The sequence below is a fragment of the Roseateles sp. L2-2 genome (assembly GCF_050613215.1).
GTDB lineage: Bacteria > Pseudomonadota > Gammaproteobacteria > Burkholderiales > Burkholderiaceae_C > Roseateles > Roseateles noduli.
In genome coordinates this window covers 4856582-4880472 of the sequence record NZ_CP192509.1, presented here as the reverse complement: position 1 = coordinate 4880472, position 23891 = coordinate 4856582, and the positions used below count along the sequence as shown (strand labels likewise).

Annotated in this window: 21 protein-coding genes and 1 pseudogene; 16 read left to right on the top strand and 6 right to left on the bottom strand. The window is 67.8% G+C overall.

All coding sequences use genetic code 11. From position 1 onward, the window contains the following. Window positions 1-56 precede the first annotated feature (56 nt). On the top strand, window positions 57-1268 hold the full coding sequence (locus ACQZ13_RS21750; protein ID WP_431048041.1) for a PLP-dependent transferase: 1212 nt from the start codon (window positions 57-59) through the stop codon (window positions 1266-1268). Here the strand turns inward: ACQZ13_RS21750 and smpB are convergent. Further along, window positions 1265-1786 (bottom strand): SsrA-binding protein SmpB, encoded by a 522-nt coding sequence (gene smpB, locus ACQZ13_RS21745; protein ID WP_431053330.1) that lies wholly within the window; start codon window positions 1784-1786, stop codon window positions 1265-1267. The genes ACQZ13_RS21750 and smpB overlap by 4 nt on opposite strands. Before the next feature lie 67 nt (window positions 1787-1853). On the opposite strand from smpB, the gene ACQZ13_RS21740 reads away from it, so the two are divergent. Both ACQZ13_RS21740 and ACQZ13_RS21735 read left to right on the top strand, forming a co-directional pair. Continuing rightward, window positions 1854-2318: a type II toxin-antitoxin system RatA family toxin gene (locus ACQZ13_RS21740; RefSeq protein WP_431048040.1), complete on the top strand. Its 465-nt coding sequence runs from the start codon at window positions 1854-1856 to the stop codon at window positions 2316-2318. After that, the gene (locus ACQZ13_RS21735) at window positions 2305-2628 is read left to right on the top strand and encodes an RnfH family protein (protein WP_431048039.1); all 324 of its coding nucleotides are present in this window, start codon (window positions 2305-2307) and stop codon (window positions 2626-2628) included. Before ACQZ13_RS21740 ends, ACQZ13_RS21735 begins: the two co-directional genes overlap by 14 nt. Window positions 2629-2792: 164 nt before the next feature. Here ACQZ13_RS21735 and ACQZ13_RS21730 read toward each other — a convergent pair whose 3' ends face one another. Next, complete coding sequence (locus tag ACQZ13_RS21730) at window positions 2793-3320, bottom strand: DUF4124 domain-containing protein (protein WP_431048038.1); 528 nt, start codon at window positions 3318-3320, stop codon at window positions 2793-2795. A gap of 63 nt (window positions 3321-3383) precedes the next feature. Between ACQZ13_RS21730 and guaB the strand changes: the two genes are divergently transcribed. From guaB to guaA, 3 genes are all read left to right on the top strand, one after another. After that, the gene (gene guaB, locus ACQZ13_RS21725) at window positions 3384-4856 is read left to right on the top strand and encodes an IMP dehydrogenase (protein ID WP_331613582.1); all 1473 of its coding nucleotides are present in this window, start codon (window positions 3384-3386) and stop codon (window positions 4854-4856) included. 6 nt (window positions 4857-4862) lie between these two features. Further along, on the top strand, window positions 4863-6134 hold the full coding sequence (locus tag ACQZ13_RS21720; protein WP_431048037.1) for an MFS transporter: 1272 nt from the start codon (window positions 4863-4865) through the stop codon (window positions 6132-6134). A gap of 61 nt (window positions 6135-6195) precedes the next feature. Further along, a complete protein-coding gene (gene guaA / locus ACQZ13_RS21715) occupies window positions 6196-7800 on the top strand; it encodes a glutamine-hydrolyzing GMP synthase (protein ID WP_431048036.1) in 1605 nt (534 codons plus the stop codon). Between the two features lie 67 nt (window positions 7801-7867). Here the strand turns inward: guaA and ACQZ13_RS21710 are convergent, their stop codons facing one another. Genes ACQZ13_RS21710 through ACQZ13_RS21700 form a run of 3 tightly spaced genes read right to left on the bottom strand, consistent with a single transcriptional unit; the run spans window position 7868 to window position 8882 of the window. Beyond that, window positions 7868-8368 (bottom strand): type II toxin-antitoxin system VapC family toxin, encoded by a 501-nt coding sequence (locus ACQZ13_RS21710; protein ID WP_431048035.1) that lies wholly within the window; start codon window positions 8366-8368, stop codon window positions 7868-7870. Further along, complete coding sequence (locus ACQZ13_RS21705) at window positions 8355-8573, bottom strand: AbrB/MazE/SpoVT family DNA-binding domain-containing protein (RefSeq protein ID WP_431048034.1); 219 nt, start codon at window positions 8571-8573, stop codon at window positions 8355-8357. The genes ACQZ13_RS21710 and ACQZ13_RS21705 overlap by 14 nt, the downstream gene beginning before the upstream one ends. A 24-nt stretch (window positions 8574-8597) precedes the next feature. Continuing rightward, on the bottom strand, window positions 8598-8882 hold the full coding sequence (locus ACQZ13_RS21700; RefSeq protein WP_431048033.1) for a hypothetical protein: 285 nt from the start codon (window positions 8880-8882) through the stop codon (window positions 8598-8600). Window positions 8883-9059: 177 nt separating this feature from the next. Here ACQZ13_RS21700 and ACQZ13_RS21695 point away from each other — a divergent pair, with 177 nt between their 5' ends. From ACQZ13_RS21695 to ACQZ13_RS21685, 3 genes are all read left to right on the top strand, one after another. Beyond that, window positions 9060-9800, top strand: a complete 741-nt coding sequence (locus ACQZ13_RS21695) for an NIPSNAP family protein (protein ID WP_431048032.1) — start codon at window positions 9060-9062, stop codon at window positions 9798-9800. A gap of 75 nt (window positions 9801-9875) precedes the next feature. Next, a complete protein-coding gene (locus ACQZ13_RS21690; RefSeq protein ID WP_431048031.1) occupies window positions 9876-10088 on the top strand; it encodes a hypothetical protein in 213 nt (70 codons plus the stop codon). A 40-nt stretch (window positions 10089-10128) separates the two neighbouring features. Continuing rightward, window positions 10129-10683, top strand: coding sequence for a 2'-5' RNA ligase family protein (locus ACQZ13_RS21685; RefSeq protein ID WP_431048030.1), 555 nt, complete (start codon window positions 10129-10131; stop codon window positions 10681-10683). 21 nt (window positions 10684-10704) lie between these two features. Here the strand turns inward: ACQZ13_RS21685 and ACQZ13_RS21680 are convergent, their stop codons facing one another. Next, a complete protein-coding gene (locus ACQZ13_RS21680) occupies window positions 10705-11886 on the bottom strand; it encodes a DUF72 domain-containing protein (RefSeq protein ID WP_431048029.1) in 1182 nt (393 codons plus the stop codon). 48 nt (window positions 11887-11934) lie between these two features. Between ACQZ13_RS21680 and tadA the strand changes: the two are divergent. The 7 genes and pseudogenes from tadA to ACQZ13_RS21645 all read left to right on the top strand — a co-directional run. Beyond that, window positions 11935-12462: pseudogene (tadA, locus tag ACQZ13_RS21675) on the top strand (tRNA adenosine(34) deaminase TadA); the annotation flags it as partial. A gap of 212 nt (window positions 12463-12674) precedes the next feature. Next, the gene (locus tag ACQZ13_RS21670) at window positions 12675-13673 is read left to right on the top strand and encodes an LD-carboxypeptidase (RefSeq protein ID WP_431048028.1); all 999 of its coding nucleotides are present in this window, start codon (window positions 12675-12677) and stop codon (window positions 13671-13673) included. A gap of 231 nt (window positions 13674-13904) precedes the next feature. After that, window positions 13905-16157 (top strand): ABC transporter substrate-binding protein, encoded by a 2253-nt coding sequence (locus ACQZ13_RS21665; RefSeq protein ID WP_431053328.1) that lies wholly within the window; start codon window positions 13905-13907, stop codon window positions 16155-16157. Then, window positions 16157-17140, top strand: coding sequence for an ABC transporter permease (locus tag ACQZ13_RS21660; protein ID WP_431048027.1), 984 nt, complete (start codon window positions 16157-16159; stop codon window positions 17138-17140). The genes ACQZ13_RS21665 and ACQZ13_RS21660 overlap by 1 nt, the downstream gene beginning before the upstream one ends. Before the next feature lie 43 nt (window positions 17141-17183). After that, a complete protein-coding gene (locus ACQZ13_RS21655; protein ID WP_431048026.1) occupies window positions 17184-18656 on the top strand; it encodes an ABC transporter permease in 1473 nt (490 codons plus the stop codon). A 13-nt stretch (window positions 18657-18669) separates the two neighbouring features. Further along, complete coding sequence (locus tag ACQZ13_RS21650) at window positions 18670-20595, top strand: ABC transporter ATP-binding protein (protein WP_431048025.1); 1926 nt, start codon at window positions 18670-18672, stop codon at window positions 20593-20595. Window positions 20596-21125: 530 nt separating this feature from the next. Further along, window positions 21126-23837 (top strand): TonB-dependent receptor, encoded by a 2712-nt coding sequence (locus ACQZ13_RS21645; protein ID WP_431048024.1) that lies wholly within the window; start codon window positions 21126-21128, stop codon window positions 23835-23837. Window positions 23838-23891 lie beyond the last annotated feature (54 nt).

Genomic DNA, 23891 nt, shown 5'->3' with positions numbered 1-23891 from the left:
CGTGAAGACGCGTGCATGAGAATCTCCTCCTGATTCCTCTACCCCAAGGACATCTCGTGACCCGACGCGGCCCGTCCACCGAACAGATCCACCATTCCTACCGCGCACCCGACGGCTGGGACGCCGTCCCCGTGCCGGTGGCCAAGGCCTCGACGGTGCTGTTCAAGAACACCGCCGAGCTGCACCGCCCGCGCGCGAAGGACGGCGTCAGCTACCGCTACGGTCTGCCGGGCACGCCGACGACCTACACGCTGGCCGCGCGCATCGCGACGCTCGAACACGCCGAGCACTGCGTGCTGACGCCCAGCGGCGTCTCCGCCGTCACGCTCACCAGTCTGAGCTTCCTCAAACCCGGCGACGAGGTGCTGCTGCCCGACAACGTCTACGGGCAGAACCGCCATCTCACCAGCGGCTTGCTGGCACGGCTGGGCATCACGCATCGCTTCTACGATCCGCTCGACGTGACAGCCTTCGAGGCGATGCTGTCCGAACGCACGAAGCTGGTCTGGCTGGAGGCTGCCGGATCGATCACGCTGGAGTTCCCCGATCTGATCGGGCTGCTCCGGGCCTGCCGCGCGCGTGGGGTGCTCACCGCGATGGACAACACCTGGGGCGTGGGGCTGGCCTTCAATGCCTTCGAAGTGGCGCCGGACGTCGCGCCGGGCCTGGGCGCCGACATCAGCATGCAGGCGCTGACCAAGTTCCCGTCCGGCGGTGCGGACCTGCTGATGGGCTCGGTCTGCACACGCGACATCGCGCTCAACCGCCAACTGGTGGCCATGCACGAATATCTCGGCTACGGCGTCGGTCAGAACGACGTCGAGGCCGTGCTGCGCGGCCTTCCGAGCATCGCCCTGCGCTACCGCGCGCAAGGCGCCGCGGCGCTCGAGCTCGCGACCTGGATGGCCGCACGGCCGGAGGTGGCGCGGGTGCTGTATCCAGCGCTGCCGGATTCCCCTGGTCACGCGTTCTGGCGCGGCGTCAGTCCGCAGGCCGGCGGTTGCCTGTTCTCGGCGGTGTTCCGCCCCGAGTTCGACGCGCGGCGCGTCGATGCTTTCGTCGATGCGTTGAGCTGTTTCGGGATCGGCTATTCCTGGGCCGGCCCGATGAGCCTGGCCGTGCCCTACGACCTGAGCCGCAGCCGCTCGCTGGGGCTGCCCTGGACGGCGGAGGAGGGCGGCACGCTGGTGCGTTTCGCGATCGGGCTGGAGGAGGTCGAGGACCTGCGCGCGGATCTGGCGCAGGCGCTCGAGGGGCTCAGTCCTTAGTCCTTGGCCGGTCCCGAGACCTTGTGCCGCATGATCCGGCCCTTCTCGCGTTCCCAGTCGCGCTTCTTCTCGGTCTCGCGCTTGTCGTGCTGGGCCTTGCCCTTGGCCAGCGCGATCTGCACCTTCACGCGGCCGTTCTTGTAGTGCAGGTCCAGCGGGATCAACGTGAAGCCGCGCTGCTCCACCTTGCCGATCAGCCGGCGGATGTCGGCGCGGCTCATCAGCAGCTTCTTGGTCCGGTCGGCCAGCGGGTTGACGTGGGTGGACGCGGTACGCAGCGGATTGATGCGGCAGCCGATCAGGAACAGCTCGCCCTCGCGGATCACCACGTAGCCGTCCGGCAGCTGGACCTGGCCGGCGCGGATGGCCTTGACCTCCCAGCCTTCGAGGACGAGGCCGGCTTCGTACTGCTCCTCGATGTGGTACTCGAATCGGGCGCGACGGTTTTCTGCAATGGACATGGGGTTCTTCTTGTTCGGGCGCGGGCGGACCGGAGGACGGCGGAAGGGTGTCCGGATGGCGCTCGGGTGACGCCCAGATGGGGTCGATCGGGCCGCCTACAATCCCGCCATTCTAAGAACCGCCATGAAGCACGTCCGGAAGACAGTCCTCCTTTGGTACTCGCCGCGCGAGATGTACGACCTCGTCACCCAGGTCGAGCGCTATCCGGAGTTCCTGCCCTGGTGCTCCTCCGCCGAGGTGCTGGAGCGCCATGACGATGGGGTGACCGCGAAGCTGTCCCTGCAGTACGCCGGCCTGCGTCATGCGTTCACCACCCGCAACACGAACGAGACCAATCAGCGCGTGCGCATGGCACTCGTCGACGGGCCGTTCTCGATGCTGGACGGCGACTGGCAGTTCCTGCCGCTGAATCGTCCCGGCGCGCCAGCGGACGGCGAGCCGCGCGCCTGCAAGATCGAGTTCGAGCTGCGCTACGCGTTCTCGAGCTTCGCGCTCGAGGCGGTCGTCAGCCCGGTGTTCGACCGCATCGCCAATACCTTCGTCGACAGCTTCGTGAAGCGCGCCGAGCAGGTCTATGGCGCCCGCTGAGCTGGCGATCGAGCTCTTCTGGAGCCCGGCGCAGGGCGAACTGCGCGAACAACGACTGACCCTGCCCGACGGCAGCACCGTGCGCGACGCGCTGACGGCGAGCGCCTGGTTCGAGCCGGCACGGATCGCCACGCTGACGGCCGGCATCTGGGGCCGGAGCGCGTCGCTGGACACGCCGCTGCGCGAGCAGGACCGGGTCGAGGTCTACCGGCCGTTGACGGTCGACCCCAAAGAGGCTCGCCGCCAGCGCTTCCAGGCGGCGGGCAGCCGCATCGTCACGCGCCACCGGCCGTTGGGGCGCAAGGCCTGACACCGGCGCGCGGCGCGCCGCGCACGAAGCGCCAAGAACGCCAGAAAAGGAAAGGGCCGCGTGAGCGGCCCTTCGTCCTTCCTCGTCTTACCAGCGGTCACCAGACTTACGTCCGTCTTGCCCGCGGAGGTCGGCGAGTGTTGTTTCCGGAACTCGTTTACGGCTTATTTGCAGGAGGCGGTGATCACCGCCTGGGCCTGACGGATCTGGTCCTGGCGCATCTGCTCGGTCATCGGCTGGGTGTCGCCGTTCTCGCCGCGGGTGCGCACGCGCACGCCGGATTCGAGGATGCGCATGGAGTTCTGCGCCTGGCGGCAGTTCTCGGCGTTCGTTTCGGCGCGGGCCTTGTCTTCCTGCGCCTTGCGCTCCTTCTCGAGCTTGTCGCGCGACGAGGGTTCGCTCGCCGGGCGGCCCGGCGCGGCCGGGGCCGACGAGGCGGAAGCCGCTGCCGATGCGCCCTGTGCCGCAGCCTGCGCCGAGGAAGGGGCCACACGCACCGCATTGCTGTTCGGGCGTTGCAGGATGTCCTTCTCGGCCACGCTAGGCGGCGGCGGACGGTCGCTGTATTGCGTGCGGCCGTCGGCGTCGCGCCACTTCCATTGGGCATGCGCGATCGAGGTCAGCGCCATCAGCGCCAGTGCGCAGATCATGCCCAACGGGCGTCGCGGGCGTCGCAGGAGTGGGGGATTCATCATGGTCGTGGAGTGTACCGCCGGGCTTCTCTATAATGCGCCTTTGCGTCTGGAGCTTCCCTCATGCGCCTACTCGGAAAGGCCCTCACCTTCGACGATGTGTTGCTGGTGCCGGCGTTCTCCCAGGTGTTGCCGCGCGACACCAGTCTGGCCACGCAGTTCACGCGTGGCATCCGCCTGAACCTACCGCTCGTGTCCGCCGCCATGGACACCGTGACCGAAGCCCGCCTCGCGATCGCCATCGCGCAGGAAGGCGGCATCGGCATCGTGCACAAGAACCTGACCCCGCAGCAGCAGGCCGCGGAAGTGGCCCGGGTCAAGCGCTACGAATCCGGCGTGCTCCGCGACCCCATCACGATCACCCCCGAGACGACGGTCCGCCAGGTCAAGCAGCTCAGCGAGCACCACGGCGTCTCCGGGTTCCCGGTGCTGGTGGGACAGAAGGTCGTCGGCATCGTCACCAACCGGGACCTGCGCTTCGAGACGCGCATGGACATCCCGGTCAGCGAGATCATGACCCCGGCCGAGCGTCTGATCACGGTGCCGGAAGGCGCCTCGCTGAACGACGGCAAGGCGCTCATGCACAAGCACAAGCTGGAGCGCGTGCTGGTCCTGAACGACGCCTTCGAACTGCGCGGCCTGATGACCGTCAAGGACATCACCAAGCAGACCAACTTCCCGAACGCCGCGCGTGACGCGCACGGCAAGCTGCGCGTCGGCGCGGCGGTCGGCGTGGGCGAGGGCACCGAGGAACGTGTCGAGCTGCTGGTCAAGGCCGGCGTCGACGCGATCGTCGTCGACACGGCGCACGGCCACAGCAGCGGCGTCATCGAGCGCGTGCGCTGGGTCAAGAAGAACTACCCGCAGGTCGAGGTCATCGGCGGCAACATCGCCACCGGCGCCGCGGCGCTGGCGCTGGTGGAAGCCGGCGCGGACGCGGTCAAGGTCGGCATCGGCCCGGGCTCGATCTGCACCACCCGCATCGTCGCGGGCGTCGGCGTGCCGCAGATCGCGGCGATCGATTTCGTCGCCACGGCGCTGAAGGGCACGGGCGTCCCGGCGATCGCCGACGGTGGCATCCGCTACTCGGGCGACATCGCCAAGGCCATCGCCGCCGGCGCGAGCACGGTGATGATGGGCGGCATGTTCGCCGGCACCGAGGAAGCCCCGGGCGAGGTGATCCTGTACCAGGGCCGCAGCTACAAGAGCTACCGCGGCATGGGCTCGATCGGTGCGATGAAGGCCGGCTCCGCGGACCGCTACTTCCAGGAGAACGACGAGACCACCAACCCCAACGCGGACAAGCTGGTGCCCGAGGGCATCGAAGGGCGCGTCCCGTACAAGGGCTCGATGGTCGCGATCGTGCACCAGATGGCCGGGGGCGTGCGCGCCTCGATGGGCTACTGCGGCTGCGGCAGCATCGCCGACATGCACGACAAGGCCGAGTTCGTCGAGATCACCTCGGCGGGCATCCGTGAGAGCCACGTCCACGACGTGCAGATCACGAAGGAAGCGCCCAACTACCGCCTGGAGTGACGCCCCTTGTCCAATAAGGTCGATGCCGTCGCGGCGACGACGACCAATGGCGGCCGCAAGGCCGCCATGTCGTTCATCCTGATCGCCGTGCTGATCGACATGGTGTCGATCGGCCTGATCATTCCGGTGTTGCCGCCGCTGGTCGGAACCTTCACGCAGAGCGAGACCCAGCACACGCTGGCGCAGCTGGCCGTGGCGTTCGCCTTCGGTCTCGCGAATTTCTTCGGCTCGCCCATCCTGGGCGGGCTGTCCGACCGCTTCGGCCGCCGCAAGGTGATGCTGATCGGTTTCAGCGGCCTGGCGCTCAGCTTCTTCGTGACGGCGCTGGCCGACGCGTTGTGGATGCTGGTCGTGGTGCGGCTGTTCTCCGGCGCGATGCAGGCCAACGCCGCCGTCGCCAACGCCTACGTCGCCGACATCACGCCACCGGCGGACCGCGCCAAGCGCTTCGGCATGCTGGGCGCGGCCTTCGGGATGGGCTTCATCCTCGGCCCGGTGATGGGTGGGCTGCTCGGCAGCATCGACCTGCACCTGCCGTTCTACGTCGCCGGCACGCTGGCGTTGCTGAACTGGCTCTACGGCTTCTTCGTGCTGCCCGAATCGCTGCCGCCGGAGCACCGCAGACCCTTCGAGTGGCGCAAGGCCAACCCGGTCGCCGCGCTGGGCCGGCTGCGCAAGCTGAGCGGCGTGGGCCCGCTGATCTACGTGATCGCGTGCTCGGGCCTGGCGCAGCTGGTGATCCAGACCAGCTGGGTCCTCTACAACCAGCACAAGTTCGGCTGGGGCCCGCGCGAGAACGGCCTGTCGCTGTTCGTCGTGGGCCTGGTCGCGGTGGTCGTGCAGGGCGTGCTGCTGCAGCCGCTGATGCGCTGGCTCGGCGCACGTCGTCTGGTGCTGATCGGCCTGTCGACCTCCATCCTCACCAACGTGATCTGGGGGATGTCGACCGAGGCCTGGATGATGATCGCCGCGATCTTCCTGAACATCGCCGGCGTGGCCGCGGCCCCGGCGATGCAGAGCGTGATCTCCAACGCCGCCGACGCCCGCACGCAGGGCGAGACCATGGGCGCGGTGGCGGCGATCAACAGCCTGATGGCGGTGATCTCGCCGATCGCCGGGCTGGGGCTGATGGCGCTGGTCGCCGAGCTCCCCAAGACCGACTGGCGCATCGGCGCGCCGTTCTACCTCTGCGCGCTGCTGCAGCTGGCCTCGCTGGGCTTTGCGTGGCGCCACTTCAACATGGGCCCGCCGGCGCAGGCCGCCGCGGCCAAGGCCTGAGCCCGAGCGTGCGCTTGAACTTGAGCCTCCCAGAATCCCCAAGCATCTTCAGAAGCTGACCATGCACGACAAAGTCCTCATCCTCGACTTCGGCTCCCAGGTGACGCAGCTGATCGCGCGTCGCGTGCGCGAGGCCCAGGTCTACTGCGAGATCCACCCCAACGACGTCAGCGACGACTTCATCCGCGCGTTCGCGCCGAAGGCGATCATCCTGTCGGGCAGCCACGCGTCGACCTACGAGGACCATGAGTTGCGCGCGCCGCAGGCGGTGTGGGACCTGGGCGTGCCGGTGCTGGGCATCTGCTACGGCATGCAGACGATGGCGGTGCAGCTGGGCGGCAAGGTCGAATGGAGCGATCACCGCGAGTTCGGCTACGCCGAAGCCCGCGCCCACGGCCACACGAAGCTGCTGGACGGCCTCCAGGACTTCGCGACGCCGGAAGGCCACGGCATGCTGAAGGTGTGGATGAGCCACGGCGACAAGGTCACGGCGCTGCCGCCGGGCTTCAAGCTGATGGCGTCCACGCCGACCTGCCCCATCGCCGGCATGGTCAACGAGGACAAGGGCTACTACGCGCTCCAGTTCCATCCCGAGGTCACGCACACGGTCCAGGGGGCGGCGATCTACAAGCGTTTCGTGCGCGAGATCGCCGGTTGCAAGGGCGACTGGATCATGGGCGACTACATCGAGGAAGCGGTCCAGAAGATCCGCGAGCAGGTCGGTGACGAGGAAGTCATCCTGGGCCTGTCCGGCGGTGTGGACTCCTCCGTGGCCGCGGCGCTGATCCACCGCGCCATCGGCGACCAGCTGACCTGCGTGTTCGTCGACCACGGTCTCCTGCGCCTGAACGAGGGCGACATGGTGATGGACATGTTCGAAGGCAAGCTGCACGCGAAGGTGATCCGCGTCGATGCGAGCGAGCTGTTCCTCGGCCAGTTGGCCGGCGTGACCGATCCGGAGCGCAAGCGCAAGATCATCGGCGGCCTGTTCGTCGACGTGTTCAAGGCCGAGGCCGAGAAGCTGAAGTCCGGCGACGGAGGTCACAAGGGCGCGACCTTCCTGGCGCAGGGCACGATCTACCCGGACGTGGTCGAGAGCGGCGGCACGAAGACCAAGAAGGCCGTGACGATCAAGAGCCACCACAACGTGGGCGGGCTGCCGGAACAGCTGGGTCTGAAGCTGCTGGAGCCGCTGCGCGAACTGTTCAAGGACGAGGTCCGCGAACTGGGCGTGGCGCTGGGGCTGCCGCCGGAGATGGTCTATCGCCATCCGTTCCCGGGGCCGGGTCTGGGCGTGCGCATCCTGGGCGAGGTGAAGAAGGAATACGCGGACCTGCTGCGTCGCGCCGACGCGATCTTCATCGAGGAACTGCGCAACACGCGCGACGAGGCGACGGGCAAGACCTGGTACGAGCTGACCAGCCAGGCCTTCACGGTGTTCCTGCCGGTGAAGAGCGTGGGCGTGATGGGCGACGGCCGGACCTACGACTACGTGGTGGCGCTGCGCGCGGTGCAGACCAGCGACTTCATGACGGCGGACTGGGCGGAGCTGCCGTACAGCCTGCTCAAGCGCTGCTCGGGCCGCATCATCAACGAGGTGCGCGGCATCAACCGCGTCACCTACGACGTCTCCAGCAAGCCGCCGGCGACGATCGAATGGGAATGAGCGCTTCGCGCTGAGAGTGAACAGGGGCCCGGTCGGGCCCCTGTGCGTTTCCGGACTTGCAATGCCGTCATTGGATAAGCGGCGACATCTGAGCCGACGTCGGCCAGCCTTCCCACCGGCCGTCAGATCCGATACCGACGCCGCGAGGTTTTGCGTTCTTCGGATAGAACTGCACCAAAGGCAGGTCCTTGAAGTGCGCATCGCAGGTGATGACTTCGGCGCTGAACTTCTGAGCCGTCGCATAGATCAAGGCGTCGGCCGACGGGAGTTTGTATTTGGCGTTGATCTTGGCCGCCTCCTTCGCGGTGGCCGTGTCGAGCATGTCTACCGGGCAGTCTTCGAGTGTCCGTTCAATGAAGTCATGCTGGTTGATGTTCAGTGTCCGCAGTGCCCACTTGGCGAGCTCGTGCTGCACGATGGTCGGCACGATGCAATGCGTAAACGGCGGAAGTGTGCTCTTGATCTGTCGGCCCAGATCCGAGTTCGCGAGGAACTCGATCCAGGCGGAGGTGTCCACCACGACGGGACGCAAGGGAGGCGCGGAAGCCGGGTGCTCAAAAACGGTCATGGCGATCCCTGTAGTCGTAATCGGTGTTCGCTCCCTTGGCGACGCCACAGGCCGCCTCCAGAGTGATTCGCTTGTAGATGAAGATGCCGTCCTTGTGTCGGACGACCTTCAGTTCTTCTCCTGGCTTCCAATCGAGCGTGTCTCGAATCTCTTTCGGCAGCTCGACGCGATGTCGAGAGGAGAGGATGGCGACGGGTGCAGGCATGTTGTGTCCTTGGATCATGACGGTTCAAGACAGAGGAGCGAGTTCTGGATCGAAGTCCGTGTTCGCGCCGAACGCGATGCCATGAGCCTCTTCGACTGGCACGGGCGGGCAGATGAAGACGCCGGTTTCGCGGCAGACGACCATGAGGGACTGACCGGGCTTCCAGTCATAGCGTTGACGAAGCTCTTCCGGCAAATGGATGTGGCTCTCGGGGGACATCGTGATCACAGGTGCGGGCATGGGGGTTTCCAGTGCGTTCAGCGAAATGACAAGCCGTCGATTCTTCGCTTCAGGTTCTTCAAGAGCCACGGCCTCGAACGGTATGCGGCGCGCTCGAAATGCCTGAGATCGGTATGACCTCCACTCGCATGTGCGGTTGAAGTTCGACCCATTGCTGGTGTCCGTGAGGAACCCTGTCCTGACACGCGATGTCAGGGGCTCCGTCCAGAATCGTCGACTGCTTCGACACCCTCACGGAGACCTCCGATGGCCGACGATCACCCCGTCTACGAACTGCGCCAGTACAAGATCGTCAAGGGCGAGCGCGACCGCTTCATGCGGCTGTTCGACGCGGCATTCGTCGACTCGCAGGAAGCCGTCGGCATGCGGCTGTACGGACAGTTCGCCGACCTGGACGATCCGGACCGGTTCGTCTGGATCCGCGGCTTCGACGACATGGCCGCGCGCGAACGCACGCTCGGCGCGTTCTACTTCGGCCCCGTGTGGCAGGCCCATCGCGACGAGGCCAATCCGCTGCTGGTCGACAACGACAACGTGCTGCTCATGAGGAGCCCGGTCGAAGGACCGCATCCGGATCGCTTGGATGCGGCAAGGGAGGCGGGTACCTTCGCGCGAGGGGCCGCGCCCGGGCTCGTGGTGCTGCACGTCTGCACGCTCTGGAAGGACCCGGCCGATCCCGCGGACGGTTTCGCCCGCTTCTTCGAGCACGAGGTGGTCCCCGTTATCGAGGCCGCCGGCCTGCCGGTCATCGGCAGCTTCGTACCGGAACGGTCGCCCAACAACTTCCCCCGCCTGCCGGTGCGCGAAGGGGAGAAGCTCTTTGTCTGGATGGCCCGCGCCGCGGACGCCGACGATTGGGCCCTCCGCTGGAGCGCCTGCCGGCATTCGCCCGCCTGGCGCGCGCTCGAACCGCGCTGGCGCGATGCGCAGGAACGTTCGCCGCAGATCCTGCGATTGCGACCGGGCATCGCCTCGGCGACGCGCTGACCCGCCCGACGCGTCGGCGGCGGGCGGGTGTGGCTATGCTTCCCGCCATCCCCGCTTCCGTTCCGGAGTCCTTGCATGCGCAGCGCCTTGTCCATCCTCGCCCTCGTCATCGTGTTCGCCATCGTGATGCTGACCGCGAAGAAGCAGATGCAGTCGATGAAGCCGCCGGCTTCGGCGAATCCGGCGGCCTCCGCGCCGTCGGCGGGACGGCCTCAGCCGGAGGCGGTCGGCCGGCAGGTCGAGGGGCTCATGAAGCAGGGCGAGCAGCGCGCCTCCGATGCGCAGTGATAGCGTCTCGATCGCGCCTTGATGGCAGGGTGATTGAGCCGTGACTGTCCATGCGCTCTTCTTCTGCCTGCGGCCCGATCCGGCCACCGCGGCGAGGCTGGGCGCGGTCTCCGATGACCTCGTGCGTCGCTTCGGCCTGCGTGCGAAGGCTTCGCGCACGGAGCGTCTCCATGTGACGCTGCATCACCTCGGCTGGTATGACGACGACCAGATCGATCAGGCCGAGGCGATGACGGAAGTGCGGCAGCTCGCTGAGGTGGGGGCCGCTTCGCTGAGGCACGCTCCGGTGCGGGTGGACTTCGACCAGCTCCTGAGCTTCACCCGCAAGCGCCGGAACCTGCCGCTGGTGCTCGGCGGCGGCGCTTGCCTCGACGCCGTGCGGCGCTTGCGGTCGGCACTCGGCGAGTCCCTGCATCTCGGCGGACTGCGCACCGATCCGCACTTCACGCCGCACCTGACGCTGTTCTACGACGATCTCGCGGTCGAGCCGCAGCCGTTCATCGTCCCGGGTTGGACGGCCACGGATCTGGTGCTGATGGACAGCCTGCAGGGGCAGTCCCGGCATGTCGAACTCGCGCGCTGGCCGCTCGCCTGAACGGGTGGAGCCGCGCCGCGATCAAGCCTCGCCGGGGGCGACGATCTCCTGCGCCAGGGCGCGCAGCGTCAGCGGTGCGGATCCCTCCGCGTGGTTGGAGATCGTGACGTACGCGGGATGCCCCGCCTCGGCCGTGGCGCGGATCACCTTCGCGAGCACGGCCCGGGTCTCGGGATCGGGATCCATCAGCTCGGCGTACTCGCCGTACTTCTTCTCCGCGTCCTCGTAGCCGAACGGGCCGTGGATCCGGTGCAGGTTCCAGCGGCACACCAGCGGACCCGGCCACATCGCGCGCAGCAGCGGCAACTGTTCCTGGAGGGGCGGCAGCTTCGGATGCAGGCCCAGGCAGTAGCGCGCGCCGCAGTCCTTGAGCACGGCGACGAAGTCCGGCGTGAGCCATTCCGGGTCGCGGACCTCGACGGCCACGACCGCCCCCGGAGCCACATCGCGCAGCGAGGGCAGGGCGGCCAGCATCGCGTGCAGGCGGTCGAGCTGCTCCGGCATGCGGCCCAGCATCGCCAGCGGCAGCGGGCTCAGCTGGAACACCAGCGCGCCGATGCGCGCCCCCAGGCCTTCCATCGCCGGCGCCAGGAACTCCTGGACCGCCAGCCGCGGATCGAGGAACGCGGTGTTGGCCTGGCGGCCGCGACCGTCCTCGGCGCGCACCTGCGCATCAGTGATCACGCTCGGCGCCTTGACCGTGAAGCGGAAGTCCTCCGGCACCTGCTGGGCGTAGCGCTCGTACTGGCTGGCCGTCAGCGACTGGTAGAAGCCGCGGTCGATGCTCACCGCGCGGTGCAGCGGCTGCTGCGCGTACGCGGTCAGGCCGTTGCGCGAGAGATTGGACTCGCCGTGCCGGCCTTCCCAGACGATGCCTTGCCAGCCCGGATAGCTCCAGGACGAGGTGCCGAGCCGGATCCGCGGCGACAGCGCGGCCGCCAGCGCGACCTGGGCGTCGTCGGGCGGTTGCGGTTGAATGCCGGCGCGGCGGCGCTTCGGGGCGGCTGCGGCCAGCTTGTCGCCACCCTTGCCATCGACGTCGCCATCGCCGTTGCCACTGTCGTCGCCGGCGTCTTCGTCGGCATCGACGTGACCGATCTTGTCGACGTCCACGCGAGCCGTCCGCTGCGCCGGCGCGGCCGGGGCCGGCGGCAGCAGCTCGCCGAAGAGATCGTCCTGTTGACCGGGGAACTCCTGTTGCATGGGGCGGCAGCATAGCGGGCGCGGCTACACTGCCGCGCGAGCGCCGCCATGACCACCGAGTCCCCCCAGATCCCCCCTGCCGACCTTGCCGGCCCTGCCGACCCCGCGGATGAATACGCGATGCGGCTCGCCCTCGACCAGGCCCAGAACGCCTGGCTCGTCGGCGAGGTGCCGGTGGGCGCCGTGATCATGCGTGCGGGTCAGGTGATCGCGACCGGCTACAACCGCCCGATCACGACCCATGATCCGACCGCCCACGCCGAGATCGTCGCGCTGCGCCACGCCGCGCAGCTGCTCGGCAACTACCGGCTGCCGGAGTGCGAGCTCTACGTGACGCTCGAACCCTGCGCGATGTGCGCGATGGCGATGATGCATGCGCGGCTCAAGCGCGTCGTCTTCGCCGCGCCCGATCCGAAGACCGGCGTCGCCGGCTCGGTGCTGGACCTGTTCGGGCAGAAGCAGCTCAACCATCACACCGCGCTGCATGGCGGCGTGCTGGCGGACGCGTCCTCGCGCCTGCTGCGTGAGTTCTTCGCCGAACGCCGCGAGGCGGCGCGCCAGTTGCGCGAGGCCCGTCGCCGTGCCGCCGTGGATGGCGCCACCGGTGCCGCAATCGGTGCAGATGCGGCAGGTGACGGCCTCGACGTCGACGCCGTCGACACGCTGAGCGTGCTGCCCGAAGTCCAGGAGTTCCCCGAGATCCCGGTCGGCGACGCGCAGTACCTTTCCCTGAATTCCGATCCTTCGCAGGACAACATGCAGGACAACATGCAGGACGACACGCAGCGATGAGCTCTCTCACCCTCTACACCCCGTCCGGCGTCCTGGCGCAATCGCAACCGCTCAAGCGCGCGGCGAAACGGCTGACGGCGCTCGGCTTCGACGTGGAGATCGACGAGGCGGCGCTGTCGAAGCACCAGCGCTTCGCCGGCGACGACGACACCCGCCTGGCCGCGCTGCACCGCGTGGCCGAGGCCGCGCCGGCGGTGGCGCTGGCCACGCGCGGCGGCTACGGCTTGACTCGGCTGCTGGACCGCATCGATTGGCCGACCATCGCGCGCAGCGTCGAACGCGGCACGCGCTGGGTCGGCCTGAGCGACGTGACCGCGCTGCAGCTGGGGCTGCTCGCCCACACGAAGCAGACGAGCTGGGCGGGACCGATCGCCTGCGACGACTTCGGCCGCGCCGACGCCGACGGCGGCGTCGACGAGATCACCCGCGACTGCTTCCTGGAGGCGATGGACGGCTCGCTCGAAGCCATCGGCTTCCGTACCGAGACCGGCCTGGACGGCGTCGAGGCCCGCGGCACGCTGTGGGGCGGCAACCTGACGGTGCTGTGCTCGCTGCTGGGCACGCCGCACTTCCCGCGCATCAAGGGCGGCATCCTGTTCCTCGAAGACGTCAACGAGCACCCCTACCGCGTCGAGCGCATGCTGCTGCAGCTCTGGCAGGCGGGCGTGCTGGACGCGCAGAAGGCCGTGCTGCTGGGCAGCTTCAGCGGCTGGAAGAAGTCGCCGCTGGACCGCGGCTATTCGATGAAGGCCTGCATCCAGGCGCTGCGCGAGCGCGTCAAGGTGCCGATCCTGACCGGTCTGCCCTTCGGGCACGTGCCGACCAAGGTCTGCCTGCCGGTCGGCGCCAAGGCCGAGATGATGGTGGAGGGGCGCGACGTCATCGTCGCCTGGGGCCACGTGGATCACGGTCACGACCATCATGATCACCACGGGCACGATCATGCGCACGACCACGACGGTCATGACCACGGCCACGGCAAGCACGACCACTGACTGACGTCACGGGCGCGCCGCGAACCGGGCCGCTATGATCCGCCCCGGCGTCGGCCGGCCTCCACGAGAGGCGCGGTCATGGCAACAATCTGGCAATGCCGCATCCCCAGGATGCGGCGTTTGCGTTTTGGAAGGATGACGATGTCGTCGGGGCTGTGGAACGTGTCGCTGCGCGCGGCGGGTGGCGGGCGCGGGACGTGGAAGGCCCCGGTGGGCTCGGTGGCCGCCAGGATGGCGGGCCTGCTCGCCGCCGCACTGACGACCGCCGCGCTGCTGGCCGGCTGCAACAACAGCCCCTATCCCGCGGGCGCGGCCAAGGACAACACGCTGTACCTGTCCTTCGACGAGCGCTCCCCGCGCTACCTCGACCCCACCGCGTCCTACACCACGCCCGAGTCGGTCTACACCTACCAGATCGCCGAGCCGCTGTACGGATACCACTACCTGAAGCGGCCGTACGAACTGATCCCGCGCGCCGCGGCGTCCGTGATCAAGCCGTACTACCTCGATGCCGACGGCAAGCGCCTGCCCGACGACGCGCCCTCCGAGCGCATCGCCCAGAGCGTCTACGACGTGCCGATCCGTCCCGGCGTGATGTATGCGCCCAGTCCCGCGTTCGCGAAGGATGCGCAGGGCCACTACCGCTACCACCATCTGACGGCCAAGGACCTCGGCGACAAGCGCTCGCCGTGGCAGTTCGAGCATCAGGGGACGCGCGAGCTGGTCGCCGACGACTTCGTGTTCGCGCTCAAGCGCCACGCCACCACGCGCATCGAGGCGCCGATCTATGGCCTGTTCTCCGAGCACGTCCTCGGCCTGAAGGCCTACGGCGCGCTGATCCGCGAGGAGAACGCCAAGCTGCTGAAGGGCCTGCCCGAGAACTCGCCCGACAAGCCCTTCCTGGACTTCCGCAAGTGGCCGCTGGCCGGTGCCGAGGCGGTGAACGACCACCTGCTGCGCGTGCGCATCATCGGCAAGTACCCGCAGTGGACCTACTGGATGTCCACGACCTTCATGGCGCCAATCCCCTGGGAGGTCGACCTGTTCTATGCGCAGCCCGGCATGGCCGAGCACGGCATGTCCTGGAACCAGTGGCCCGTGGGTACCGGTCCATACATGATGACGGAGTACCAGCAGGACCGCCGCCATGTGATGTCGCGCAACCCGAACTACCGCAAGGACGATCTGTATCCCTGCGAAGGCATGCCCGACGACGGCCCCGCCGGCCGCCTGGCCGACTGCGGCAAGCCGATGCCCTTCATCGACAGGATCGTCGCCACGCTGATCAAGGAACGGGTGCCCCGCAAGGAGATGTTCAAGCAGGGCTACCTGGACATCCCGGACCTCGAGCGCGGCGACTGGGGCGTCGAGTTCTACGCCGACGCCAGCGACTCGGCCCAGACGGACGCCTTCTTCAAGCAGCGCGGATTCGCCTTCCCGCGCTCGACCGACCCGAACAACTGGTACCTCGGCTTCAACATGCTGGACCCGGTGATCGGCAAGGGCAAGACGCCGGAGGACGAGGCGCGCCATCGCAAGCTGCGCCAGGCGCTGTCGATCGCGATCGACTGGGAGGAAGGCTACGGCCGGATCTTCAAGAACCGCGGCGGCGTGGCGGCCTACGGCCCCGTGCCGCCCGGCGTGTTCGGGTCGCGCGAGGCGCAGCCGGGCTTCTTCAATCCGGTGACGCACAAGCGCGTCGACGGCAGGATCGAGCGCCGCTCCATCGAGGAGGCGAAGCAGCTCCTCGCGCAGGCCGGATACCCGGACGGCCGCGATGCGACGAGCGGCCAGCCGCTGGTGCTGAACTACGACTTCATGCGGACCGTCACGCCCGAGGTGAAGGCCGAGAACGACTGGCTGGTGAAGCAGTTCGCCAAGCTGGGTGTGCAGCTCGACGTCCGCGCCACCGACTACAACCAGTTCCAGGAGAAGCTGCACCAAGGCAAGCACCAGGTCTTCTGGTGGGGATGGTTCGCGGACTATCCGGACGCGGAGAACTTCCTGTTCCTGCTGTACGGTCCCAACAGCAAGTCGCTGCATGAAGGGGAAAACTCGGCCAACTACGAGAACGCCGAGTATGACCGCCTGTTCAAGCAGATCCAGGTGCTGGACGACGGCCCCGCGAAGCAGCAGGTCATCGACCGCATGGTGGAGATCGTCCAGCAGGATTCGCCGTGGGCCTTCGGCTACTGGGCCTGGACCGGCCAGGCCTTCCAGCAATGGGTGCACAACGGCAAGCCCAGCATCGTCATCCGCGATCCGGCCCGCTACTACCGCATCGATCCGCGGCAGCGCGCGCAACTGCAGGCCGACTGGAACCGGCCTGTCTGGTGGCCGCTGCTGGTGCTGGTCGTCGGCGGCCTCGCGATCGTGTGGATGACGCGCCAAAGCTTCCGCAAGCGCGAGACCGCCACCGCACGCGGCACCTCGGCGCCGACCGCGGCACCCGTCGCCACGAACGCTCCCCGGGGAGCCGACTGATGTTCAAGTACCTCACCCGCCGGCTGGCCTACGGCCTGGCCATCCTGGTCGGCGTCAACCTGCTGACCTTCTTCCTGTTCTTCACCGTGAACACGCCGGACGACATGGCCCGCCTGAACATCGGCGGCAAGCGCGTCTCGCAGGAGCAGATCGACAAGTGGAAGGCCGAGCGCGGCTACGACAAGCCGCTCTACTGGGACGCGTCGCGCGCCGGCGCGGAGCGCGTCACCCACACGGTGTTCTGGGAACGCTCGGTCTCGCTGATGCTGCTGGACTTCGGCCGCTCCGACGCGCGCCAGGCCGTCGACATCGGCCATGAGATCAAGACCCGCATGGGGGTGAGCCTGCAGCTCGCGGTGCCGATCTTCGTGCTGCAGCTGATCGTGAGCGTGGCCTTCGCGGTGCTGCTCACCTTCTTCCGCAACTCGCGCATCGACTTCTGGGGCGTCGTGCTGTGCGTGCTGATGCTGTCGATCTCCAGCCTGTTCTACATCATCGTGGGCCAGTTCTTCTTCTCGCGCATCCTGCGGCTGGTGCCGATCAACGGCTACGAGCCGGGCCTGGACGCCATCAAGTTCCTGGCGCTGCCCATCGCGCTGTCGCTGCTGTCGCGCCTGGGCGGCGAGGCGCGGCTGTACCGCGCCATGCTGCTGGAGGAAGTCGGCAAGGACTATGTGCGCACGGCCCGCGCCAAGGGGCTGTCCGAGCCGGTCGTGCTGATGCGCCACGTGCTGCGCAACGCGCTCATCCCCATCATCACCAGCGCCGGCGCCTACCTGCCGTACGTGTTCCTGGGCAGCCTGGTGTTCGAGAGCTTCTTCGGCATCCCCGGCCTGGGCGCCTTCGTCATCGAGGCGATCACCGGGCAGGACTTCGCCATCGTGCGCACCATGGTGTTCCTGGGCGCGCTGCTCTACATCGCCAGCAACGCGCTGATCGACCTGGTCTACACCTGGGTCGATCCGCGGGTGCGGCTGACCTGAGGCGCGGCGCGCTCAGACATCGAGACAGGACAAGAGACTCGACATGGGATTCAAGGTCGTTTTCCTCTGGACCGACGTGGCGCTGTGGGCGATGTTCGCGGCGCTGGTCTTCTACATCGTGCGGCTGATCCGCCGCCCGCACCTGCGCGCCAACTGGCAGCGCGTGCTGCGCGATCCCGCGGCGCTGAGCGCGGGCATGGTGCTGGTGCTGTTCCTCGGCGTGACGGCGCTGGACAGCTTGCACTTCCGCCGCGCGCTGGCCGACAGTCCCGCCGGCCAGCAGTTCTACGAGACCCGCACCGAGTCCGTGCTGGACCTGCTGCTGGCGCGCCAGATCGAGATGCGCGAGACCAGCTATTCGGCGCCGCTCGCGTACCAGGGCTTCACGCTGGACAGCGTCGCGCACGGCGACCAGGTGGTGCGTGAGTTCCCGCGCCTGGCCTTCGGCGGCGCGCATCTGCAGGATCCGGAGCGCGACTGGCACGGCGACCTGACGCGTCGCTCGTTGACCGGGCTCGCGCTGGGCGCCGCCGCGTCGGTGCTGATGGCGCTGCTGATGGCGGCGATCCTCGCGCCGCATCACGGCGGCTTCGGGCAGGGATTGAAGGATCTGCTGGGCGACCGCACGCATTACCCGTGGCGCGCGGCGCTCGGCACCCTCTCGGTGATCGCGCTGCTGGCCGGCCCGGTGATCGCGCTGATGGGCCACTATCACGTGTTCGGCACCGACCAGACCGGCAACGACGTGCTCTACCAGGCGCTCAAGAGCATCCGCACCGCCTTCGTCATCGGCGCGCTGTCGACGCTGGCGACGTTGCCCTTCGCGCTGGTGCTGGGCATCCTGGCCGGCTACCTCAAGGGCTGGGTCGACGAGCTCATCCAGTACTTCTACACGGTGCTGACCTCGGTGCCCAACGTGCTGCTGATCGCCGCCTGCGTGCTGATGGTGCAGGTGTTCCTGGACAAGCATCCCGAGGCCTTCGAGACCGGCGCCGAGCGCGCCGACCTGAAGATCTTCCTGCTGTGCGTGATCCTCGGCGTGACCGGCTGGGCGACGCTGTGCCGGCTGGTGCGCGGCGAGACGCTCAAGCTGCGCGAGGCCGACTTCGTCCAGGCCGCGACCGCCTTCGGCGTGCGCGACACGACGATCATGGTCCGCCACATCGTGCCCAACGTGATGCACCTGGTGCTGATCTCGCTGGTGCTCAACTTCTCCGACCTGATCCTCTACGAGGCGGTGCTGACCTACGTCGGCGTCGGCGTGGATCCGGGCATGAACAGCTTCGGCGGCATGATCAACCTGGCGCGCTCGGAGATGAGCCGCGATCCGGTCGTCTGGTGGAGCTTCGTCGCGGCCTTCGGCTTCATGGTGAGCCTGGTGCTGGCGGCCAACCTGTTCGCCGACGGCGTGCGCGACGCCTTCGACCCGCGGGCGCGCAAGCTGCGGCCGATGGTGCTGTCGCTGAAGAAGAACAAGAGCGCCGAGCCGACCGGTCCGGCCGCCAAGGCTTCGTGAGGGACGCCGCCACATGTTGAAGATCGACGACCTCCACGTCCACCTGGACGCCGACGCGGGCCTGGTGCGCGCCATCGACGGCATGCGCCTGACGCTCGCCCAGGGCCAGACCTTCGCGCTGGTGGGCGAGTCCGGCTGCGGCAAGAGCATGACGGCGCTGGCGCTGATGCGGCTGCTGCCCGACAACGGCCGCATCGCCGGCGGCCGGCTGGACCTCGACGGCCAGGACCTGTTCGACCTGAGCGAGGCCCGCATGCGCGACGTGCGCGGCGGCCGCATCGGGATGATCTTCCAGGAGCCGGGCACCAGCCTGAATCCGGTGATGAAGGTCGGCGCGCAGATCGTCGAGGCGATCGAGGCGCACACGCCGCTGCGCGGCGAGGCGGCGCGCAAGAAGGCCATCGACTGGCTGCGCCGCGTCGGCATCCCCGAGCCCGAGCGCCGCATCGACGAGTACCCGTTCCGGCTCTCCGGCGGCCAGAAGCAGCGGATCATGATCGCGATGACGCTGGCGGCGGAACCGGACTTCCTCATCGCCGACGAGCCGACCACCGCGCTCGACGTCACCATCCAGGCGCAGATCCTGGACCTGCTCAAGGACCTGCAGCGTGAGCGCGGTCTGGGCCTGCTGCTCATCACCCACGATCTGGGCGTGGTGTCCGGCATGGCGCACCAGGTGGCGCTGATGTACGCGGGACAGATCGTGGAGGTGGCCTCTGCCGCCGAGTTCTTCGCCGCGCCGAAACATCCGTATGCGCGACTGCTGCTGCAGGCGCTGCCGGACGCGCAGCGTCGCGGAGAACCGCTCGCCGCCATCCCCGGCACGGTACCGCCGCTGTGGCTGACCTTCGAGGGCTGCCGCTTCGCGCCGCGCTGCGACCGCGCCATGGTGCATTGCGCGTCCACACCGCCGGCGTTGGCCGCCGTGTCCGGCGGGGACGCGGCGCATGAGGTACGTTGCCTGCTCTACACCGATCCCAGGGAGTCGGTGGCCGGGACGGAGAGCGCTGGAGGCGCCGGTGCCCCTCTCCGCTCAATCGCCTCCTCACGCTCGGCATTCGCTCCAAGGGGCACCGGCGCCTCCAGCGCCGAGCAGTCGCCGTCGATGCTGCTCGAGGTCAAGGATCTGCACGTCCGGTATCCGATGGCGCGCGGGTTCTTCGGGGGCACGAAGCGCTGGTTCGACGCCGTCGGCGGCGTCTCGTTCTCCATCGAAGCCGGTCGCACCCTGGCCCTGGTCGGCGAATCCGGCTGCGGCAAGACCACCTCCGGCAAAGCCATCGTCCAGCTGCTGCGCCGCGTCGCGGTCATCGAGGGGCAGGCCTTGCTCCATCCGCCGACCGGGCAGGGCGGGGCAGCGACGGACCTCTTCCACCTCGACGGCGTGGCCCTGCGCGAGGCGCGGCGTCAGGTGCAGATCATCTTCCAGGACCCGTTCGCTTCCCTGAACCCGCGGCTGCGGGTGCAGGAGGTGCTCGAGGAAGGCCTGCTCGCGCTGCGGCCCGAGCTCGACGCACCGGCCCGTCTGGCGCTGCTGCACGATCTGCTCGACCAGGTCGGCCTGCGCCGCGACGCGCTGTCGCGCTTCCCGCACGAGTTCTCCGGCGGCCAGCGCCAGCGCATCGCCATCGCCCGCGCCCTGGCCGTGGAGCCGCGCCTGATCGTCTGCGACGAGCCGACCTCCGCGCTGGACGTCTCGGTCCAGGCGCAGATCCTGAACCTGCTGCGCGATCTCCAGCGCAGCCGCGGCCTGTCCTTCCTGTTCATCACCCACAACATCGGCGTCGTCGAGTACATCGCCGACCAGGTGGCCGTGATGCAGGCCGGGCGCATCGTCGAATCGGGCACCTGCGACGACGTGCTCGGCTCGCCGCGCGAGGACTACACCCGCACCCTGCTCGCGGCGGTGCCGCGGGTCGAGCGACGACTCCCGGTCTGAATGTGGCGGCCATCTGGCCTGCCTCCGACCCCACCTCAGGACCGCGACGCGGTCCTTTTTTCTGGCGGAAACATTCTTGAAATCATCAAGGCACCGGGTTGGTGCCTGCGTGTCCATTCCGGTGTCCGGAGAGGGGAATCGCCCCGACGAATGGCACGGGAAGGCCACGAGTCCTTGCCATGCATCGAGGCAAACGGGCGATTGGCGGTGACGCCGATGACGGAAATGCGCACTTGTGGTGCGTATTACGACCTTTTACACCTGTAAAACAGTTGCATAGGGCGGCATTCGCGCGTAGCGCGGCAGCAACGCCGGTCGGTATGCGCCCTTGGGTGTTTACCCGCGATTTCCGTCTGTAAAGCGGCTTGCGCCGTACGCCATAGGGTGAACACGGGGGATTGCTTTTCAAACCGGAAAAGAAACTGGCCCGGCCCAACGCCGGGAACACCGCTCGGAGGGTCCAGGCCGACATCACGGCCACCCGTGTTCCCGGCGACACAACAACCTGTGCTTCCGGTTAAGGAGTCTTCATGTTCAAACGCAAGAGCATCAATCTCGCCGCGCTGCTCGCGCTCGGCGCCGCGGCGCTGCCCGTCGCCGCGCAGAACACCCAGCTCGACCGCGTCGAGATCACCGGGTCGTCGATCAAGCGGATCGACGCCGAAACCTCGCTGCCCGTCAGCGTCATCAGCCGCGACTCCATCAACAAGTCGGGCGCCTCCAACGTCCAGGAACTGGTCGACCGCCTGAGCTACAACAACGGCGGCGGTCTGGCGCTGGGCCAGTCGATCGGCGACGGTTCCGCCAACGGTCAGGTCGGCGCCTCGCTGCGCGGCCTGGGCCGCGGCCGCACGCTGGTCCTGCTGAACGGCCGCCGCCTGCCGGTGTATCCGTTCTCCGGCCAGGGCGTGGACCTGAACGCGATCCCGCTGGCGGCGATCGAACGCATCGAAGTGCTGCGTGATGGCGCCTCGGCGACCTACGGCTCCGACGCCATCGGCGGCGTGATGAACTTCATCACCCGCAAGGACTTCCAGGGCTTCGACGTGTCGGTCGGCATGGAAATGCCCAAGAGCGTGGGCGACGTGTTCTCCGTGTCGGCGGGCGGCGGGGTCGGCGACCTGTCCAAGGACAAGTTCAACCTGCTGGGGACCTTCAACTACCAGAACTACGACGCGATCCGCGCGGCGGACCGCTCGTACGCTTCCACCGGCAACCGGCCCGATCTGGGGGTGGTGAAGGACTCCGGCAATACCTTCCCGGCCAATGCGTCCATCCCGCCGGGCAATCCCTTCAATCCTGGCCCCGGCTCGAAGTACGTGCCCGGTGCTGCGAACTTCCCGAACTGTCAGCCCCCGGATTCCTATGCCGGCGGAGCCAACTGCCGGTACGACTACACCCATTACATCGATCTGGTGCCGGCGTCCGACCGCTACGGCGCGCTGGTCAAGGGCACGTTCGCCCCCAGCCAGGACCACACGCTGTTCGCCGAAGTCTCCTACAGCCGCAACGAGATCGTGCTGGGTTCGTCGCAGACGCCGTCGACCACCACCGGCAAGCCCAGCTACGTGTACCCGGGCGGCGGCAAGTACTACCCGACCGCTGCCGTCGACGCGGTGGCTCCGGGCTACCGCGGCGACCTGATCCTGTCCTGGCGGATGGTGGACGGCGGCCAGCGCCGTACCAAGGTGACCAACCAGGTGACCCGCACGGTCCTGGGGGCCGAGGGCACGTTCGGCGGCTTCGACTACAAGGCGGCCTATGTCTACGCGGAGGGCAAGGCCAGCGACGACTTCTTGACCGGCAACTATTCGGATACCCGTCTGGTCCAGGCACTGCGCACGGGCCTGATCAACCCGTGGGGCCCGAACGACGCCGCCGGCCTGGCTGCGCTGAAGAGCGCCGAATTGACCGGCAACAACCGCAAGTCCAAGACCAGCAACAACGGCGTGGACTTCACGCTGTCGCGCGAGCTGTTCAACGTCGGTGCCGGCAACCTGGGCATCGCCTTCGGCGGCGAGGCGCGCAAGGAGAAGTACCTTGACGGCTACTCGGAGCTGGCAGGTTCGGGTGACGTGGTCGGCGGTTCCGGCACGGCGGGCAAGGTCTCGGCGCAACGCGACGTCGGCGGCATCTTTGCCGAAGCCAATCTCCCGGTGCTCAAGAGCGTGGAGATCAACGGCGCGGTCCGCTTCGACAAGTACGCCAAGACCAGCGGTGGTTCCCGCGACGGCACCTTCGACACCCGCTCGCTGTCGGCCACCAGCCCGAAGCTGTCGGTGAAGTTCACGCCGATGACCGGGCTGCTGTTCCGCGCCTCGGCGGGCAAGGGTTTCCGCGCCCCGGCGCTGGACAACCTGTTCGCGCCTTCCGCCTTCACGAACACGGGCGGCAACTTCAACGACCCGAACTACGACACCAAGGTCGGTTGCACGGGCTCCACCGCCAACACCGACTACTGCAACACGCAGCTGACGGTGCAGAACAACAGCAACCTGAACCTGGAGCCCGAGAAGTCCAAGACCTTCAACCTGGGTCTGGTGTTCGAGATGGTCAAGGACACCACGCTGAGCGTCGACTACTTCGACATGAAGATCACCAACGGGCTGCGTTTCCTGTCGGGCGACGACATCCTGCGTGACTGGTACAAGCACCGGACCTCGCCGACCAGCAACGACAGCACCTCGATCTTCAAGGATCGTCTGGTCCTGAACAGCCAGGGCTACCTCGACTACGTGCGCGCCTCGTGGGAGAACGTCGGCAAGATCCGCACGGCGGGCTTCGACTTCAGCGCCCGCGCCCGCCTGCGCACCGAGTTCGGCACGCTGACCCCGGGCTGGGAAGCCACGCTGCTGACCAAGAGCGAGGAAAGCATCGTCGGCACCGGCACGACCCGCGACAACCTGGGCAAGTACAACCTGGGCGGTCCGGTCGTCAAGCTGAAGCAGACCTTCACGCTGGACTGGGACAAGGACAAGTGGGGCGCGTCCCTGCGCTACTTCCGCCAGAACGGCTATGAGGACTACGACGAGGTCCGCAAGGTCAAGGCCTACGACCTGTTCGACGTGCAGGGTCAGTTCCGCGGCATCAAGGGCGTGACCATCACGGCCGGCATCCGCAACCTGTTCGACAAGAAGCCGCCGACCACCAACCAGGAAGACTACTTCCAGGTCGGTTTCGACCCGACCTACGCGGCGGTCCAGCAGCGCACCTTCTACCTGCGCGGCAACTATCGCTACTGATGATGGCGGGATCGCCGATCTGACTTAGATTGGCGATGCCCCTCACGGACTCAC